Annotated in this window: 12 protein-coding genes; 5 read left to right on the top strand and 7 right to left on the bottom strand. The window is 61.9% G+C overall.

Annotated features, from left to right (window positions below):
• The first annotated feature begins 146 nt into the window (after positions 1 to 146).
• From VIW95_RS15415 to VIW95_RS15425, 3 genes are read left to right on the top strand one after another with little or no spacing between them, the layout of a single operon-like run.
• Positions 147 to 1,637 (top strand): circularly permuted type 2 ATP-grasp protein, encoded by a 1,491-nt coding sequence (locus tag VIW95_RS15415; RefSeq protein ID WP_331588123.1) that lies wholly within the window; start codon positions 147 to 149, stop codon positions 1,635 to 1,637.
• Positions 1,637 to 2,578, top strand: a complete 942-nt coding sequence (locus VIW95_RS15420) for an alpha-E domain-containing protein (RefSeq protein WP_331588125.1) — start codon at positions 1,637 to 1,639, stop codon at positions 2,576 to 2,578. Before VIW95_RS15415 ends, VIW95_RS15420 begins: the two co-directional genes overlap by 1 nt.
• A gap of 9 nt (positions 2,579 to 2,587) precedes the next feature.
• A complete protein-coding gene (locus VIW95_RS15425; RefSeq protein WP_331588127.1) occupies positions 2,588 to 3,499 on the top strand; it encodes a transglutaminase family protein in 912 nt (303 codons plus the stop codon).
• Between the two features lie 40 nt (positions 3,500 to 3,539).
• Here VIW95_RS15425 and VIW95_RS15430 read toward each other — a convergent pair whose 3' ends face one another.
• Positions 3,540 to 4,952 (bottom strand): FAD-dependent oxidoreductase, encoded by a 1,413-nt coding sequence (locus VIW95_RS15430; RefSeq protein WP_331588129.1) that lies wholly within the window; start codon positions 4,950 to 4,952, stop codon positions 3,540 to 3,542.
• A 33-nt stretch (positions 4,953 to 4,985) separates the two neighbouring features.
• Positions 4,986 to 5,636 carry a TetR/AcrR family transcriptional regulator gene (locus VIW95_RS15435; protein ID WP_331588131.1) on the bottom strand — a complete coding sequence of 217 codons (651 nt, stop codon included), beginning with the start codon at positions 5,634 to 5,636 and terminating at the stop codon, positions 4,986 to 4,988.
• A gap of 125 nt (positions 5,637 to 5,761) precedes the next feature.
• Between VIW95_RS15435 and VIW95_RS15440 the strand changes: the two genes are divergently transcribed.
• Positions 5,762 to 6,490: a tyrosine-protein phosphatase gene (locus VIW95_RS15440; protein WP_331588133.1), complete on the top strand. Its 729-nt coding sequence runs from the start codon at positions 5,762 to 5,764 to the stop codon at positions 6,488 to 6,490.
• A 4-nt stretch (positions 6,491 to 6,494) separates the two neighbouring features.
• Here VIW95_RS15440 and VIW95_RS15445 read toward each other — a convergent pair whose 3' ends face one another.
• From VIW95_RS15445 to VIW95_RS15460, 4 genes are read right to left on the bottom strand one after another with little or no spacing between them, the layout of a single operon-like run.
• Positions 6,495 to 7,652 (bottom strand): acyl-CoA dehydrogenase family protein, encoded by a 1,158-nt coding sequence (locus VIW95_RS15445; protein ID WP_331588136.1) that lies wholly within the window; start codon positions 7,650 to 7,652, stop codon positions 6,495 to 6,497.
• 6 nt (positions 7,653 to 7,658) lie between these two features.
• Positions 7,659 to 8,063 (bottom strand): cobalamin B12-binding domain-containing protein, encoded by a 405-nt coding sequence (locus VIW95_RS15450; protein WP_331588138.1) that lies wholly within the window; start codon positions 8,061 to 8,063, stop codon positions 7,659 to 7,661.
• A gap of 3 nt (positions 8,064 to 8,066) precedes the next feature.
• Positions 8,067 to 9,701, bottom strand: a complete 1,635-nt coding sequence (locus VIW95_RS15455) for a methylmalonyl-CoA mutase family protein (protein ID WP_331588140.1) — start codon at positions 9,699 to 9,701, stop codon at positions 8,067 to 8,069.
• Positions 9,702 to 9,726: 25 nt separating this feature from the next.
• Positions 9,727 to 10,872: an acyl-CoA dehydrogenase gene (locus VIW95_RS15460; RefSeq protein WP_331588141.1), complete on the bottom strand. Its 1,146-nt coding sequence runs from the start codon at positions 10,870 to 10,872 to the stop codon at positions 9,727 to 9,729.
• 162 nt (positions 10,873 to 11,034) lie between these two features.
• Here VIW95_RS15460 and VIW95_RS15465 point away from each other — a divergent pair, with 162 nt between their 5' ends.
• A complete protein-coding gene (locus VIW95_RS15465) occupies positions 11,035 to 11,877 on the top strand; it encodes a CPBP family intramembrane glutamic endopeptidase (protein ID WP_331588144.1) in 843 nt (280 codons plus the stop codon).
• Here the strand turns inward: VIW95_RS15465 and VIW95_RS15470 are convergent.
• Entirely contained in the window at positions 11,852 to 14,464 is a 2,613-nt protein-coding gene (locus tag VIW95_RS15470) for a DNA internalization-related competence protein ComEC/Rec2 (protein ID WP_331588146.1), read from the bottom strand. The genes VIW95_RS15465 and VIW95_RS15470 overlap by 26 nt on opposite strands.
• Between the last annotated feature and the right edge of the window lie 30 nt (positions 14,465 to 14,494).

Below are 14,494 nucleotides of genomic sequence, written 5' to 3' on the forward strand. Positions count from 1 at the left end.
GACTGACCCAGACTACCAAGCCTACCTCGCGCAGAGCGCTGCTGAGATTCCCGCCTGATCGTGGCCCGTCGATTGCTCTTAAAATGACATCGGCCGTGCCGGCGATGATGAAATCCGCGCCAGCTACGGCGATAGGGTGACCTTCGATGGATTCGACTGTTTCTGAAACAGGCAAGGCGGTGCCCGTTTGGGCGGCGTACAAGACCGACGCGAGCGTTTTCGACGAGATGCTCGATCTATCGAGCCAGCCGCGGGTCGGCTGTGAGCACGTCATCGAGGCGATGTTCTCGATGCCGCCGGCGCAGTTTACCGAAATCTGCGCGCGCGCCGACCGGATGTTCCGCCGCATGGGCGTGACCTTCAATGTGTACGGCGCCGCCGACGGCTCCGAGCGCATCTTCCCGTTCGATCCGATTCCGCGAGTCATCGACGCCGCCACGTGGGCGACGCTCGAGGCCGGCCTGATTCAACGAGTACGCGCCCTCAACGCGTTCCTCACCGACGTTTACGGCGACGGGTGCATCCTCTCCGACGGTGTCGTCCCGCGCGATCTGGTGCTCGGATGCCCGCAGTTTCGCCGCGCCGCCGTCGGCATCAAGCCGCCGCTTGGCAACTTCGTCACCGTCGCCGGAATCGATCTCGTCCGCGGCGCCGACGGCCGCTTCTACGTCCTCGAAGACAACGTGCGCACTCCAAGCGGCGTTTCCTACGTGATCGAAAATCGCGTCGTGATGACGCGCCTGGTTCCTACTTTGATGCGCGCGTCGCGCGTCCGCAGCGTCGAGCGTTACCCCGCCGACCTGCTGCAATGCCTGATGGAAATGTCGCCCAGCGGCAAATCCAATCCCACCATCGCGCTGCTCACGCCCGGCCCCTTCAACTCGGCTTTCTTCGAGCACGTTTTTCTCTCGCAGCAGATGGGCATCGAACTGGTCGAGGGCCAGGACCTGGTTTGCGTCGATCGCAAACTCTACATGAAGGACGTTCACGGGCTCCGCCAAATCGACGTCCTCTATCACCGCATCGACGACGACTTCCTGGACCCTCTTATCTTTCGTCCGGATTCTCTGCTCGGGGTTGCCGGCCTCACCGCGGTGCTGCGCGCGGGAAACGCGGCCATCGCCAATGGCGTCGGCACGGGAGTCGCCGATGACAAGGCGGTTTACGCGTACACGCCCGCGATGGTTCGTTACTATCTGGCCGAGGAACCGATCCTTCCCATCGTCGAGACCTTTCTATTGCGTGATCCGGAAGTTCGCGAGCAAGTGCTCAACAATCTCGAGCGCTACGTCGTCAAACCCACCGGCGCGTCCGGCGGCTACGGCGTCGTCATCGGTCCCAAGGCCAGCGAAAAGGAGCTCGCGGAGTCGCGCGAACGAATTATCAACGATCCGTCGGCTTTCATCGCGCAGCCGGTGATCTCGCTCTCGGTCCATCCCACGATCATTCACAATGGCGCTGCAGGCGAGACGAAGATGATGCCGCGGCACATCGACTTTCGCCCGTTTGTACTGCTCGGAGCAAAACCGCGCGTGCTCGCCGGGGGTCTGACCCGCGTCGCGTTGCGCGAGGGTTCGTTGATCGTGAATTCTTCGCAAGGCGGCGGCAGCAAGGACACCTGGGTACTCGAGGCCTGATGCTCCGGCGAATCGCGAGTCATCTCTTTTGGACCGCTTGCAATCTGGAACGAGCCGAGTGGCGCGCACGCCTGCTCGACGTCAACTATCATCTCTTAATCGAGAGCCCGCCGCGCGACGCACAACCGTGGGCGCCGCTGCTCGCGATTTTCGGCGAGCGCGAACTCTTCGCCGAGTCTTACGCCACCGCCGATGATGCTTCGATCCTCAACTTCTTCGCGCTCGACACCGACAATCCCAATTCGATTCGCAGTTGCATCAACACCGCGCGCAACAACGCCATCTCGCTCCGCCACTACATCTCGTCGGAGCTTTGGCTCGATCTCAACACGCTCTACCTGAACGCGCAGGAGTGGACGCCCGAACTTTTCATCTCGCCCGGCGTCTTCGCGTTCTTCGCCGATCTTAAGGACCACTTCTATCGCCTGTCCGGTATCCGCCAGAGCACCATCCCACGCGACATCGGCTACGACTTCATGCAACTCGGCATCATGCTCGAGCGCACCGAGGACGTCTCGCGGATGCTCGACGTCAAGTACCATTTCCTGCTGCCACGCCTGGAAGACGTCGGCGGCTCGCTCGACATCCTGCAGTGGGCGGCAGTGCTGCGCAGTGCCTCGGGCCTCGAGGCCTATCGCAAACGCTTTGGCAATTCGATCAGAATCGACAACGTCGTCGAGATCCTGCTCTTCGATCCGACCTTTCCGCGTTCAGCCCGATTCGCGCTCGCGATGCTCGAAACTTCGCTCAACCGCATCAAGCGCCAGGCGCCGGAGCCGTCACCTCCTTCGTCGCAGCTGGAAGAACTCCTGGCGCTGATGCAGTCGAAGCGCTCGCTCGAGGTGATCAAATCCGGCCTGCACCAGTTTTTGCTCCAGATCCAGGACGGATGCGCCGCGCTGGGTGACGAGGTCTTTCAACGCTACCTCAGGATCGATTGAGTTGACGCGATGCTGCTGCGGATCCGTCACACCACCCGCTTCGAGTACCAGGCGCCCGCCTATGATTCGCACAACGAGGTGCGAATGCGCCCGCTCGAGGGCGTAAATCAGCGATGCGTCGAGTTTGATCTGGATCTCACCCCCGACACTTCAAGGTTTGAATACGATGACTACTACGGCAATCGGGTGTGCGGATTCTCGATCCACGATCCGCACCCCGAGCTAATCGTCACGGCTAGATCGCTGGTCGAGCGCGTGAATGCTCCGCAGCCGGCCGCGATATCTTTGCCGTTCGGCGAGTACCTGATCGATGATCATGCGCGCAATCGACTCGAATATGATTTCCTGAACGCCAGCCGCCATGTTCCGTTCAGCGGCCCGATGCGTAAGTTCTTCTGGCTGGCGAAACCCGATCCTTCCGAAGATGTCGCCGCTTATGCAAACCGAATCGTAGCCTTCATCCGCGATCAGTTCGTTTACGAACCGGGAATGACAAAGGTGCACTCAACCGCCGATGAAATTCTCACCGTAGGCGGCGGCGTATGCCAGGACTTTGCGCATCTCACCATAGGAGTGCTCCGCCTCGCCGGCATCCCATCCCGCTACGTCTCCGGCTACCTGGGCCCCGCTGCGGAATCCACCGTCGAGACCTTAGGCGCGCAAGCAAGCCACGCATGGCTCGAAGCTCTACTACCGGGGTTAGGCTGGACCGGTTTCGATCCAACCAACGGATGTATGGTAGACGAGCGCCACATCAGAGTAGCTGTCGGCCGCGACTACTCCGACGTACCACCTATGCGCGGCGTATATAGAAGTCGCGGCGGCAAACAACTGATGTCGGTAGAATTGCAAATCGAACCGCTACCCGATCCTCGACCCGTAGATCCCAAGAACCCCTCCAACCAACAAAACCAGCAGTAGCTATTCCCTATACGTCAAGTGTCTTCCCCTTCCTTCGAGCCTAACCCTCAGCTCCTAGCGCCAATGGCGGCATCGCCGCCGCTTCCTTCGGCTGCTGCCTGCCCTTAAGCAACCTGCGCGACCAGGCCTTCGCGACAAGCTTAAGTAGCGACAGTTCGAACAGTGCGGACGGCGGCTTCATCATGTTGATCACTTCACCGATGCGCTCGCCGATCGCCGGATCCTCGTTCGCGACCTGGAACATTTTCCCAAGCATCGGATCGAGCACCCTGCTCATCATCGGACGCCTGCCTTCGGTACCGGGAACCCGGAAATCAGAGGCCGTCGCGAGTCCCCACGGCTCGGCCTGGAAACGGGCCTGCGCCTTGAAAAACTTTCGCGGGACTTCGAGGTCGTTGATTCCGTTCTGTTCGAGGCACTCGCCGAGCATCAATGCCGACAAGGCGCCCGACGTCATCCCTTGTCCGTAAACCGGATTGAACGCGCACGACGAGTCGCCGAGCGCGACGAAGCCGTCGAGTCTCGCGTCCCACTTTTCGTAGTGCCGCCAGCGATTAGCCATCTGACGGTAGGAATAAACCTGCGACATCGGTTCAGCCAGCGCGACTTCCTCGGCGATTATCGGCGAACGGAGTTGCGCGAGCTTGGCGGTAAATTCAGCCTCGTCGCTCGGCGGGTAGTTCCCTCCGATCCCCGCCAACGAGACAATCATTCGATTGTTTTCGACCGGAAACAGCACACCGGCGGTCGAAGCATCTACCGCGATCGGATCAATCCAGACTCCCTTCCACCACCAAGCCTTCGGATGGCGTTCAGGATTCGTCTTGTACCATCGCGACGCGTACCCGGTATGCGAATCGACCACCGTCTCGGGCGGCGACGGCAGGCCCATCGCTTCGATCCATGACGGAATCTTTGTGGTGCGGCCGGTCGCATCGACGATCAGGTCGCCGTTCAGCGTAAACGCTGCGCCCCCGTCGCGCGGATTCACCCTTACTCCGCTGACCCGAAGCGCCGCACCGCGAACAGTTTCGAGGCCGACCGCCTCGGCCCGTTCAATCAGCTCGATGTTTGGGATACGTCGAAGCAACTCGCGCACAGTCGCTTCTATCAACACGCGGCTCGCGAACAGCGTCGTGATCGAGTTCGGACGCCGCTCGGCCCATCCGTCCGCTCTGAGCGCGGCGAAGTCACGGCCGAAATTTATCTCGATCGCACCATGCCCGAGCATCGTTTTCTCGAAACCCGGAAACAGCCGATCGAGCTCGAGCCGCCCGCGCATCAGCAGCGCATGAACATGTCTGCTCTGCGGAACTCCCGGCCGCTCATGGGCACCGGCGGGATAAGCGTCGCGATCGATGACGGTTACCTTGTCATAAGACTTTGCGAGCACGCGCGCAGCACAAAGCCCCGCCATGCTGCCGCCGATCACAATCGCATGAGTGTTTGCCATCTAGATGTTTGTCCTTCTGATCGACGTCGGAGATTATCCGCGTCTGATTTTCTTCTCGCTCAGCCCGTTCAAAATAATGTCCAAAGTCTCGGCCACCGCAGCCTCGATGTCGATCTTCCCGTCATGCAGCACCCACGTGTAGATGAGCGCGAAGAACGCCGCGCACGCGGTGAGCGCAGCCACCGTCGGCTGCGTCCGCCGCCGGAACTCACCCGCCTTCTGACCGCGCCGGATGACCGCCGCCAGAAGATTGATCAGGTCGGCGGTGCTTTCGTCGTGTTCGCTGAGCACGCGCGGCCGCGCCATCACTTCGCGCATCACCAGCCGGACCACATCGGGATGCCGCGCGGCGCGCTCGGCGAGCAGCTTGAGCGCCATGCGAAGCGTCGCGGTGGCGCTGCCGCGGTAGGCGCCAATCGCAGCCGCGAGCTCGTCGTTGGCGCGCTCGCCATACTCGATAAGCAAAGCTTCCTTGGCTGGAAAATGCAGGAAGAAAGTCGCGCGCGCCACGTCCGCGGCGTCGCAGACATCCTCGATCGTAACGGAATCGAAACCGCGCCGCAGAAACAGGTTCATCGCGGCGTTGTAAATGTCAGCGCGAGTGCGCCCTTTCTTGCGCTCGCGACGCGAAACCGGCGTCGCCGCACCTGCACGAACACTGGAGCTGTCGATATACTCGGCCATACAACTAGACTCCAGTCTATTAACCGACCGCAGTGCACGAGACAAGGGCTCACGCCAGATGGTTCACCTTCTATCGACCCGCCGCAGCCTGTTAAGCTTGTTGGAGATACGCAAGGCTGAATCACTTGTCGAAAAATAAAAACAACGACACTGACGCGACCGCAAAAGCTGAAAAGACCCGCGTCGTCGTGGACTTCGACTTGCTGCGCGAATATGCCGCGCAGAATTTCCGCGACCTCGGTGGCCACCCCGCAGCCCGCAACCGCCGCGTCCGTATCGGCAAGATATTTCGCTCGTCGCATCTCGCCGAGGTCCCACCCGAAAGTCCGATCAGCCAGCTAAAGCTCAGCACCCTCGTCACGCTCCAGAGCCGCGCCGAAGTGAAGCACCTGGGCGCGCCCGTCCCCGCTTCACGTCACGGCATACGATGGGAACACATTCCGATGGGCGACGAATGGTTCAACGACCAGGGCTACACGCGCGTGGCGCCCCAACCCGGCCGCGAACATCTCGCGCTCGTGATGCACTTCCGCGCCGACTGGCTCCGGTTCTTCAAGCTGCTCGCCGAGCGCGACGTTTACCCGCTGCTCTTCCATTGCTCCGCCGGCCGCGACCGCACGGGAGTCGGCGCCGCGATGCTGCTGTCGATGCTCGGCGTTGAACGCAATCGAATCGTCGCCGATTTCCTCGAAAGCAACCTGGTCTTCAAGAAGATTCCGCTCGCCGCCGAGCAACTCGACCCGGTCTTCGAACTGATCGACGAAAACGGCGGCATCGAAGGATTCATGCGTGAGGTCATCGGCCTCGAGGCCAATGAACTGGCAATCATCCGCGAAGATCTGTTGGAAGATTGATCGATCAGGCGGGCAGGTAGCCGTCGCGCAGCAGCGACTTGGCGATGATCATGCGCTGCACTTCGCTGGTGCCCTCGCCGATTTCCGAAAGCTTGGCGTCGCGCATGTAACGCTCGACCGGGAAATCGGTGACGTAGCCGTAGCCGCCGTGAATCTGCACGGCTTTAATCGTCGACCACATCGCGGTTTCCGACGCGAACAGCTTCGCCATCGCAGCCTCGCGCGCAAACGGCTTGCCCGCGTCCTTGAGTGCGGCAGCGCGACAGATCAGCACCCACGACGCGTCGATTCTCGTCGCCATGTCGGCGAACATCCACTGGATTGCCTGGAACTCGGCGATTTTCTTGCCGAACTGCCCCCGTTCGAGCGCGTACGCGCGCGCTTCCTCGAATCCGCCGCGCGCGATTCCCGCTGCGAAGCCCGCGATTCCGATACGCCCCGCTTCGAGTACCTTGAGCGTCTGCCGGTACCCTGCGCCGAGCTCACCGACCAGGTTGCGCGCCGGAACGGTGACGTTTTCAAAGATGACCTCGGCGGTGTCGGACGCGCGCAGTCCGAGCTTCTCAATTTTTTTCCCGTTCGAGAGTCCCGCAGTGCCGCGATCGACGATGAATGCAGACACGCCGTCGCGCCCACGCGCCTGGTCGGTGATCGCCATCACGACATACACGTCGGCGACGGTCCCGTTGGTGATGAACATCTTCGAGCCGGTGATCGAATAGTTATCGCCGACGCGCGTGGCCTTCGTATGCATCGCGGCCGCATCCGAACCCGAGCTCGGCTCGGTCAGGCACCAGGCGCCGAGCTTCTTCGCCTGCAGCATGTCGGGAACGTAATGATCGCGCTGCTCGTCCGACGCGAATCGCGCGATATGTCCGGTCGAGAGCGACATATGCGCCGCGCAGGTCAGGCCGATCGACGCGTCGTAACGCGAGAGCCCCTCGACCACGAGCACCTGCGAGAGAGTATCCGCGCCGCCGCCGCCGAACTTTTCCGGAAACGCGACGCCCAGAAACCCGAGCTGCCCGAGCTGCTCGACAATATGCCTTGGGAAGCTCTCTTCCTTGTCCCACCTGGTCGAGTGCGGTTTGATCTCGCGCTCGGCGAAGTCGGTCAGCGTCTCGCGGATGCGCCGCTGCTCTTCGGTCAGATCGAAATTCATTTGAACCTAAGTGCGGGCTGCGACGTTCTCGCGTACCCACTTGACGATGTCTTCAGTCGATGCGCCCGGAGTGAAGATTTGCCGCACGCCGATCTGCTTGAGCTTGACCGCGTCGTCGTCGGGAATGATCCCGCCGCCGAACACCGCGACCTCGCCGGCGCCGCGCTCTTTGAGCAGGCGCATCACCTCGGGGAACAGAGTCATGTGCGCGCCCGACAGGACGCTGAGCCCGACCGCGTCGGCGTCTTCCTGCACGGCGGCCTCCGCGATCATTTCGGGCGTTTGATGCAGTCCGGTATAGATGACCTCGAAGCCGCCGTCACGCAGCGCGCGTGCGATAATTTTCGCGCCGCGATCGTGACCGTCGAGTCCGGGTTTCGCGACCAGAATTCTTAGTCTCTTTTCTGCCATCAGTTAAATCCAGCCTGGATCTGTATACACGCCGAACTCGGCGCGAAATATATCGGAAACCTCGCCGACGGTCGCGTCGCGGCGCACCGCCTCGCAAATCGGTCCCATCAAATTCTCGCCCGAGCGACACGCCTCCGAAACCCGCGCGAGCGCTTCCCTGACGGCGACGGAATTTCGCTCGCGTTTCACTTTCCTCACGCGCTGAATCTGCCGCTCCTCGATCTCTGGATCAATCTTGAGCGTCGCGATCGGAATTTCTTCAGGAATCGAATACTTGTTGACTCCGACCACGGTCTTGATTCCCTGCTCGAGCTGCCGCTGAAAGTGAAATGCGGACTCGGCGATCTCGCGCTGCGGATAGCCCGTCTCGATTGCTTTGACCATCCCGCCCATCTCATCGATGCGCCGAATATAATCGTTGGCTTCGCGTTCCATCCGGTCGGTCAGCGCCTCGACTGCGTAGCTGCCGCCGAAAGGATCGATCGTATTCGTCACGCCGGTCTCTTCGGCGATGACCTGCTGCGTGCGCAGCGCGACCATCACGGCCTGCTCGGTCGGCAGCGCGAGCGTCTCGTCCATCGAATTGGTATGCAACGACTGGATTCCGCCGAGCACTCCGGCCAGCGCCTGGATCGCAACGCGCACCACGTTGTTGATCGGCTGTTGCGCGGTCAGCGAGGCGCCCGCAGTCTGCGCATGCGTTCGGAGCATCATCGACTTCGGATTCTTCGCACCGAATCGATCTTTCATGATTCGCGCCCACATTCGGCGCGCGGCGCGCAGCTTGGCGATCTCTTCGAGAAAATCGTTGTGCAGATTCCAGAAGAACGACAGCCGCTGCGCGAAGTCATCGACGGCGATTCCGCGCTTGACCGCCTCATCGACGTAGCAGATACCGTCGGCAATCGTGAACGCCAGCTCCTGCACCGCGGTCGAGCCGGCCTCGCGGATGTGATAACCGGAGATCGACACGGCGTGCCAGCGCGGAACTTTGCGCGCGCAGAACTCGATCATGTCGGTGACGATTCGCAGCGCCGGGCGTGGCGGGCAAATCCATTCTTTCTGCGCGATGTACTCCTTGAGCATGTCGTTCTGAATGGTGCCGCCGACGCGCTCCCACGGAATTCCGTTGCGCTCGGCCACCACCAGGTACATCGCGAGCAGGATCGACGCCGAACAATTTACCGTCATCGAGGTGGAGACCCGGTCGAGCGGAATTCGATCGAACAGCGCCGCCATGTCGTAAACCGTCGAGACCGACACGCCCTCGCGTCCCACTTCGCCGAGTGCGCGTTCGTGGTCGGCGTCGTAGCCCATCAGTGTCGGCATGTCGAATGCGGTCGAGAGTCCGTCCTGGCCCTGGCCCAGCAAAAAGTGGAAGCGCGCGTTGGTGTCCTCGGCGAGTCCGAAGCCGGCAAACTGACGCATCGTCCACAACCGCCCGCGATACATCGAGCCGTATACACCGCGCGTGTACGGAAACTCGCCGGGATTGCCGAGCGCGTCGTCGTAGGAGCTGGTAACGTCGTCAGGTGTGTAGAGCGGGTCGAGCTCCATGTCGGACACGGTCGAGAACCGCACCGGTCGCTCGCTGGCCCGCTTGTAGGTCGTATCGAGCCATTTCTTCTTGTTGCTCACCGTATAGTCCTCACCGATTTCTGCCTCACCGGTTTTCGAGCACACTGCCCGCGATCACGAGGCGCTGAATCTCCGACGTCCCCTCGTAAATCTCCGTGATCTTGGCGTCGCGGAAAAAGCGCTCGACCTTGAATTCCTTGGTGTAGCCGTAGCCGCCATGAATCTGCACGGCTTCGGTCGCGGATTTCATCGCGGTCTCGGCGGCGAACAGCTTCGCCATCGCGGATTCCTTGGTGCACGCCTCGCCGCGATCCTTCAGCGTGGCCGCGCGATGCGTCAACAGGCGCGCCGCGTCGATCTCGACCGCCATGTCGGCGAGCTTCCACTGAATCGCCTGGTACTGCGCGATCGGCTTGCCGAACGTCAGCCGTTCCTGCGCGTACTTCAACGACGCCTCGAGCGATGCGCGTGCGATCCCCAGTGCCTGCGACGCGATCCCGATTCTGCCGCCGTCGAGCGTTTTCATCGCAACCTTGAAACCCTGCCCTTCCTCGAGCAGCAGATTCTCGCGCGGCACGCGCATATCCGAGAAACTCAACTGCGCCGAATGCGCGCCGTGAATTCCCATTTTGTCTTCGACCCGCGTGACCGCCCATCCCGGCGTATCGGTCTCGACCGCAAACGCGCTGATCCCATGATGCCCTTTGTCGGCCTGGGTCATCGCAAACACGATTGCCACCTTCGATTGCGGCGCGTTGGTAATGAAATTCTTGGTGCCGTTGATCACATACGAGTCGCCGTCGCGCACCGCGCGCGTCTTCTGACCAGCCGCGTCGGAACCGGCCTGCGGTTCGGTGAGCGCGAAGCATCCGAGCCAGCTTCCGGTCGCCATCTTCGGCAGAAAGTGATTCTTTTGCTTGGCGGTGCCGAGTCCGAGAATCGGCCACGACGCGAGCGAGCAATGCGCCGACATGATGACCGCAGTCGAAGCGCATTCGACCGCGAGCTCCTCGAGCACCAGCGAATACGCGACGTGATCGAGGCCGGCGCCGCCGTATTCTTCGGGCAGGAAGATGCCGAGCATTCCTAGCCTGGCAAGTTCGTCGATCGCTTCGGCCGGGTATCGGTGCGAGCGGTCGGCCTCGACGCCGATCGGCCCGAGCTTCTCGCGGGCGAAGCGTCGCGCAACGTCGCGCGCGCCGCGTTGCGCTTCAGAGAGTTGCAGATCCATCTCGATTCATAAGGTAGCTCAGAGTGATGGGCGTGGTCGATAGAATCGCGTGCGGATTTTACGTAACGCTCTGAACGGCTGTTCTGACTCGACGTTCCGACAACATTTGATATAAAAGATTGCGCTTCCCGACCGAACGCCCGTGTTGCATGATGGACGGCCATGAGCAACCTGACCGCGACCCGCCCGTGGTACAGCAGAATCTTGACGGCAGCCTGGGCGGCTATTCTGGGAATTTTCATCGCGCTCTTTGGCCAGGGCGTCTGGTCGGCGCTGATCGCGGCGAATCTCAATACGACGCCCGCGATTCCGTGGGCGGTCGGAGTCATGGCCGTCGCTCTGTGGCTGATCTGGCAATACCTCGGCGGCAGATGGTGGCCGCGGAGCACGTCGCATGCGCGACGCGAGCGCCTTCGCGCGAACCCATTGCCGGCCAACGTGTTCGCGTGGGCGCTGATTGCCGGCGGGCTGTCGATCGTCGCGCAGACGGGATGGTGGAAACTGGCGTCCGGGTTCGCCGCGATCTCCGGCAGCGTGCTTCCCGACATGTCGAAATACCCGTGGCTGACGGCGACGCTTGCAGTCGTGATGGGCTCGCTCGTCTCGCCGATCCTGGAACAGGCGGGTTTCTGGGGATATTGCCAGTCGATGCTGGAACGAACGTTCTCCGGCCCGGCCGCGATCGTGATGACGGCGATTCTGTTCGCGATTCTGCCGCATCCTCCGATGCACGTCGTGCTGTGGCCCAAGCTGATTCTGTTTTTCTTCACCGGCCTCACGTTCAGTGTGATGGCCTACCTGACCAAATCGATTTTGCCCGGAATGGTGGTGCACATCCTCGGACTGCTGGTCTTCTTCACACTCGTATTCCGTAGCGAGGCTGCGCCGTCTGGCCCAGATGCGTGGTTGTGGATCCATGCCACGCAGATGATCGTATTTGCCGGACTGTCTGTCACAGCCTTCATCCGGCTCCGGCGACTCACCGCTCGGGCGCGAGGATCTTGATCCAACCGCTGCGCGCGCGGAAGGTTCGCACGGTCATTCGATCCGGAGTGGCGTCAACTATCACGGCGCCGTCGAGGTCGGTGCGCATCAGGATGGCGCCCGCTTCGACGTAGCGCTCGACGACGGCATCAGCCGGAAAGTGAAAATTGTTCAAATAGCCTTCCGAGATTACCACAGCTTCAGGATGCACAGCCGCAATCAATGCCGGTGTCGAGGAAGTCGCGCTGCCATGGTGCGGAACCTTGAGGATGGTCGCATGTAGATCGCGGCGGCCCTCCAGCATCGCGCGCTCGCCGGCCGACTCGACATCGCCAGTGAACAACAATGACGACCTGCCGAAACTGAATCGCAAAACCATCGAACTGTTGTTCTGCGTCCTAGCGAGATCCGCGCTGCCATTCAGTGAAGAAATCGCAACGCCGCCGATCGACGCGAGCGGCGCCGTCTCTCCGACCTGCACCCTTGGAATCCCGGCGCGCTCGAGGTCTTCCATCAGGCGGGCGTACGACACGTCGAGACTCCGAACGCCGGTAGTCCAGAACGCGCGTGGCGCGAAGTTCATCGCGATGAAATCCAGCCCGCCGAAATGGTCGAGGTCGGGATGACTAAGCGCGATGTAGTCCACGTGCATAATTTTCTGCGACCACAAGTACGGCGCGACAATTCTCTCGCCCGCGTCGAAACCGCCGTAGGAGCTACCGCCATCGATCACCATCACGCGCGAGCCGGGAAAGCGCACGATCGCGCCGTCGCCTTCGCCGACCGACAGGAACGTCACGCGCAAGTCGGGATCGAAAAAGCGGTCGTAAATCCAGCAGCCCGCGTCAATTGTCAGCACTGCAACGAGCGCGAGCGCGCATCGCGCACGCCAGCCGAATCCCTGCGAGCTTGCGATGTCAGGAACCTTCTCGTGCGATCGCTTTCCGGTTATCGCCACCGCGAGTGGTGCGAGCAGCCAAATCGCGAGGAACGCATACGCGATTGTGAGTTCGAGAATTGTCGGCGTGAAGATGCGGAACCACGCCATCGGCCAATCGACGAACCACCCGGCCAGCCAGTTGCCGGCCCCGAGTGCGTTCGCCCCGAAGAGCAATATGGGGCGCGCGGCTGACTCCGAAACAAAACTCAACGCGGCCGCAACCAGCCCACTGATCGTGGCGCCGAAGGCCATGATCGGCACTACTGCGGCGTTTGCGACGATTCCGACAATCGCAAACTGGTTGAAATGGTACGCGGTCAGAGGCGCCGTCCCGGCCATCGCCCAGAACGATACCGCCAGATAGCCGCTGGCGGCTTCCAGCAATCGCCACCGAGGCAAGGTAGGTTCGCCGCGAAGCATCCCAATGCGTTGGCGGCGCGCGAACCACGCTGCAAATCGACGCATCCCGAGGACGATCGCGATCACCGACGCGAACGAGAGCTGAAAGCCGATGTCGGCGGTCGAGCCGGGCAGCGCGACGCAGATCACTATTGCGGCAAGGGCCAACGACGCGATCGCTTCGCGCGAACGATCAATCGCCACCGCCAGCATGTACGCGAGGACCATCACCAGCGCGCGCACCGTCGAAACGTGATGCCCCGCGATCGACGCGTAGGCGCACACCGCCAGCATCGCGGCCAGCGCGGCGACCTTGTTCGCGTAGCCGCGGTTCGCCAGCGCAGGCAACAGCATCATCGCAAGCCGCACCGCGGCGAACATCGCGGCCGCGACGATGCTCAAGTGGAGCCCGGAGATAACCAGCAGATGCGCCATGCCGGTGCGCGCGAACGTCTGCCGCAGCGGCTCGCCAATCTCGCCCTGGTCGCCGATCACCAGCGCGCGCATCTCGGCGTTCTCAGGATAGGCGAGGTTCCGATCGAAGAAATCGCCGATGTGAGTTCTAATCGCCTCGATCTGGCTTGACGGAAAGCTGGAACGATGCCCGATGATCTGAAACGCAGGCGAGCCGAGCGATTTCTTCGACGCGGTCATCGTGGCGTCGATACCATCGCGCGCCATGAAACCTGCGTAGTCGAATTCGCCGGGATTCCCGTAGTTGCGCGGGAAATGAACTCGCGCGCTCAGCCTGATTTCATCGCCCAGCTTGAAACTCCCACCGCCGAGCACCGCGATCCGCACATTGCCTCGTGACGAAGATAGAGTCCCGCCCTTCTCGGCGGCTCGCTCGACCGCGACGTACAACCGGTCGCCGTATGCTTCGTGCTCGATCTCGCGATACACGCGGCCTTCGATCGTAACGCGCGAACCGGCCACCATCGCGGCGACGCTATGCGCGGCGTGCCGCGGCTCGAGTATGTTCCCGACCGCGACATTCGCGGTCATCGCGATCGCCAGGTATGCGAACGCAAGACCGAGCGTTCGCCGAGAGCTGAGAAATGCGCCGAGCGCGGCCACGGCGAGCGTGGATGCGATCCACAACGGAAGCGCGAGGTGAAAGTTGCCAAGCGCGTCACCGGCGACTACCGCGATTGCGACGGCGTAAATCGGAGCTATCCGTTCGACCGGGTTCAATGCCGGTAACGGCGGCAGGACCTCGCGCGACCGGATCGATCCCAGACCGACAGGTCGCGAGACGGACCGTTTCACGGAAAGTGCTCCCGCGGCGATAGGTAGGCA

The organism is Binatus sp. (SeqCode) (assembly GCF_036522015.1).
Classification (GTDB): domain Bacteria; phylum Desulfobacterota; class Binatia; order Binatales; family Binataceae; genus Binatus.

What these genes read in the sequence shown, in the direction of transcription:
- VIW95_RS15415 (WP_331588123.1), top strand. Translation starts at nt 147, where the DNA reads ATGGATTCGACTGTTTCTGAAACAGGCAAGGCGGTGCCCGTTTGGGCG.
- VIW95_RS15420 (WP_331588125.1), top strand. Translation starts at nt 1,637, where the DNA reads ATGCTCCGGCGAATCGCGAGTCATCTCTTTTGGACCGCTTGCAATCTG.
- VIW95_RS15425 (WP_331588127.1), top strand. Translation starts at nt 2,588, where the DNA reads ATGCTGCTGCGGATCCGTCACACCACCCGCTTCGAGTACCAGGCGCCC.
- VIW95_RS15430 (WP_331588129.1), bottom strand. Translation starts at nt 4,952, where the DNA reads ATGGCAAACACTCATGCGATTGTGATCGGCGGCAGCATGGCGGGGCTT.
- VIW95_RS15435 (WP_331588131.1), bottom strand. Translation starts at nt 5,636, where the DNA reads ATGGCCGAGTATATCGACAGCTCCAGTGTTCGTGCAGGTGCGGCGACG.
- VIW95_RS15445 (WP_331588136.1), bottom strand. Translation starts at nt 7,652, where the DNA reads ATGAATTTCGATCTGACCGAAGAGCAGCGGCGCATCCGCGAGACGCTG.
- VIW95_RS15450 (WP_331588138.1), bottom strand. Translation starts at nt 8,063, where the DNA reads ATGGCAGAAAAGAGACTAAGAATTCTGGTCGCGAAACCCGGACTCGAC.
- VIW95_RS15460 (WP_331588141.1), bottom strand. Translation starts at nt 10,872, where the DNA reads ATGGATCTGCAACTCTCTGAAGCGCAACGCGGCGCGCGCGACGTTGCG.
- VIW95_RS15465 (WP_331588144.1), top strand. Translation starts at nt 11,035, where the DNA reads ATGAGCAACCTGACCGCGACCCGCCCGTGGTACAGCAGAATCTTGACG.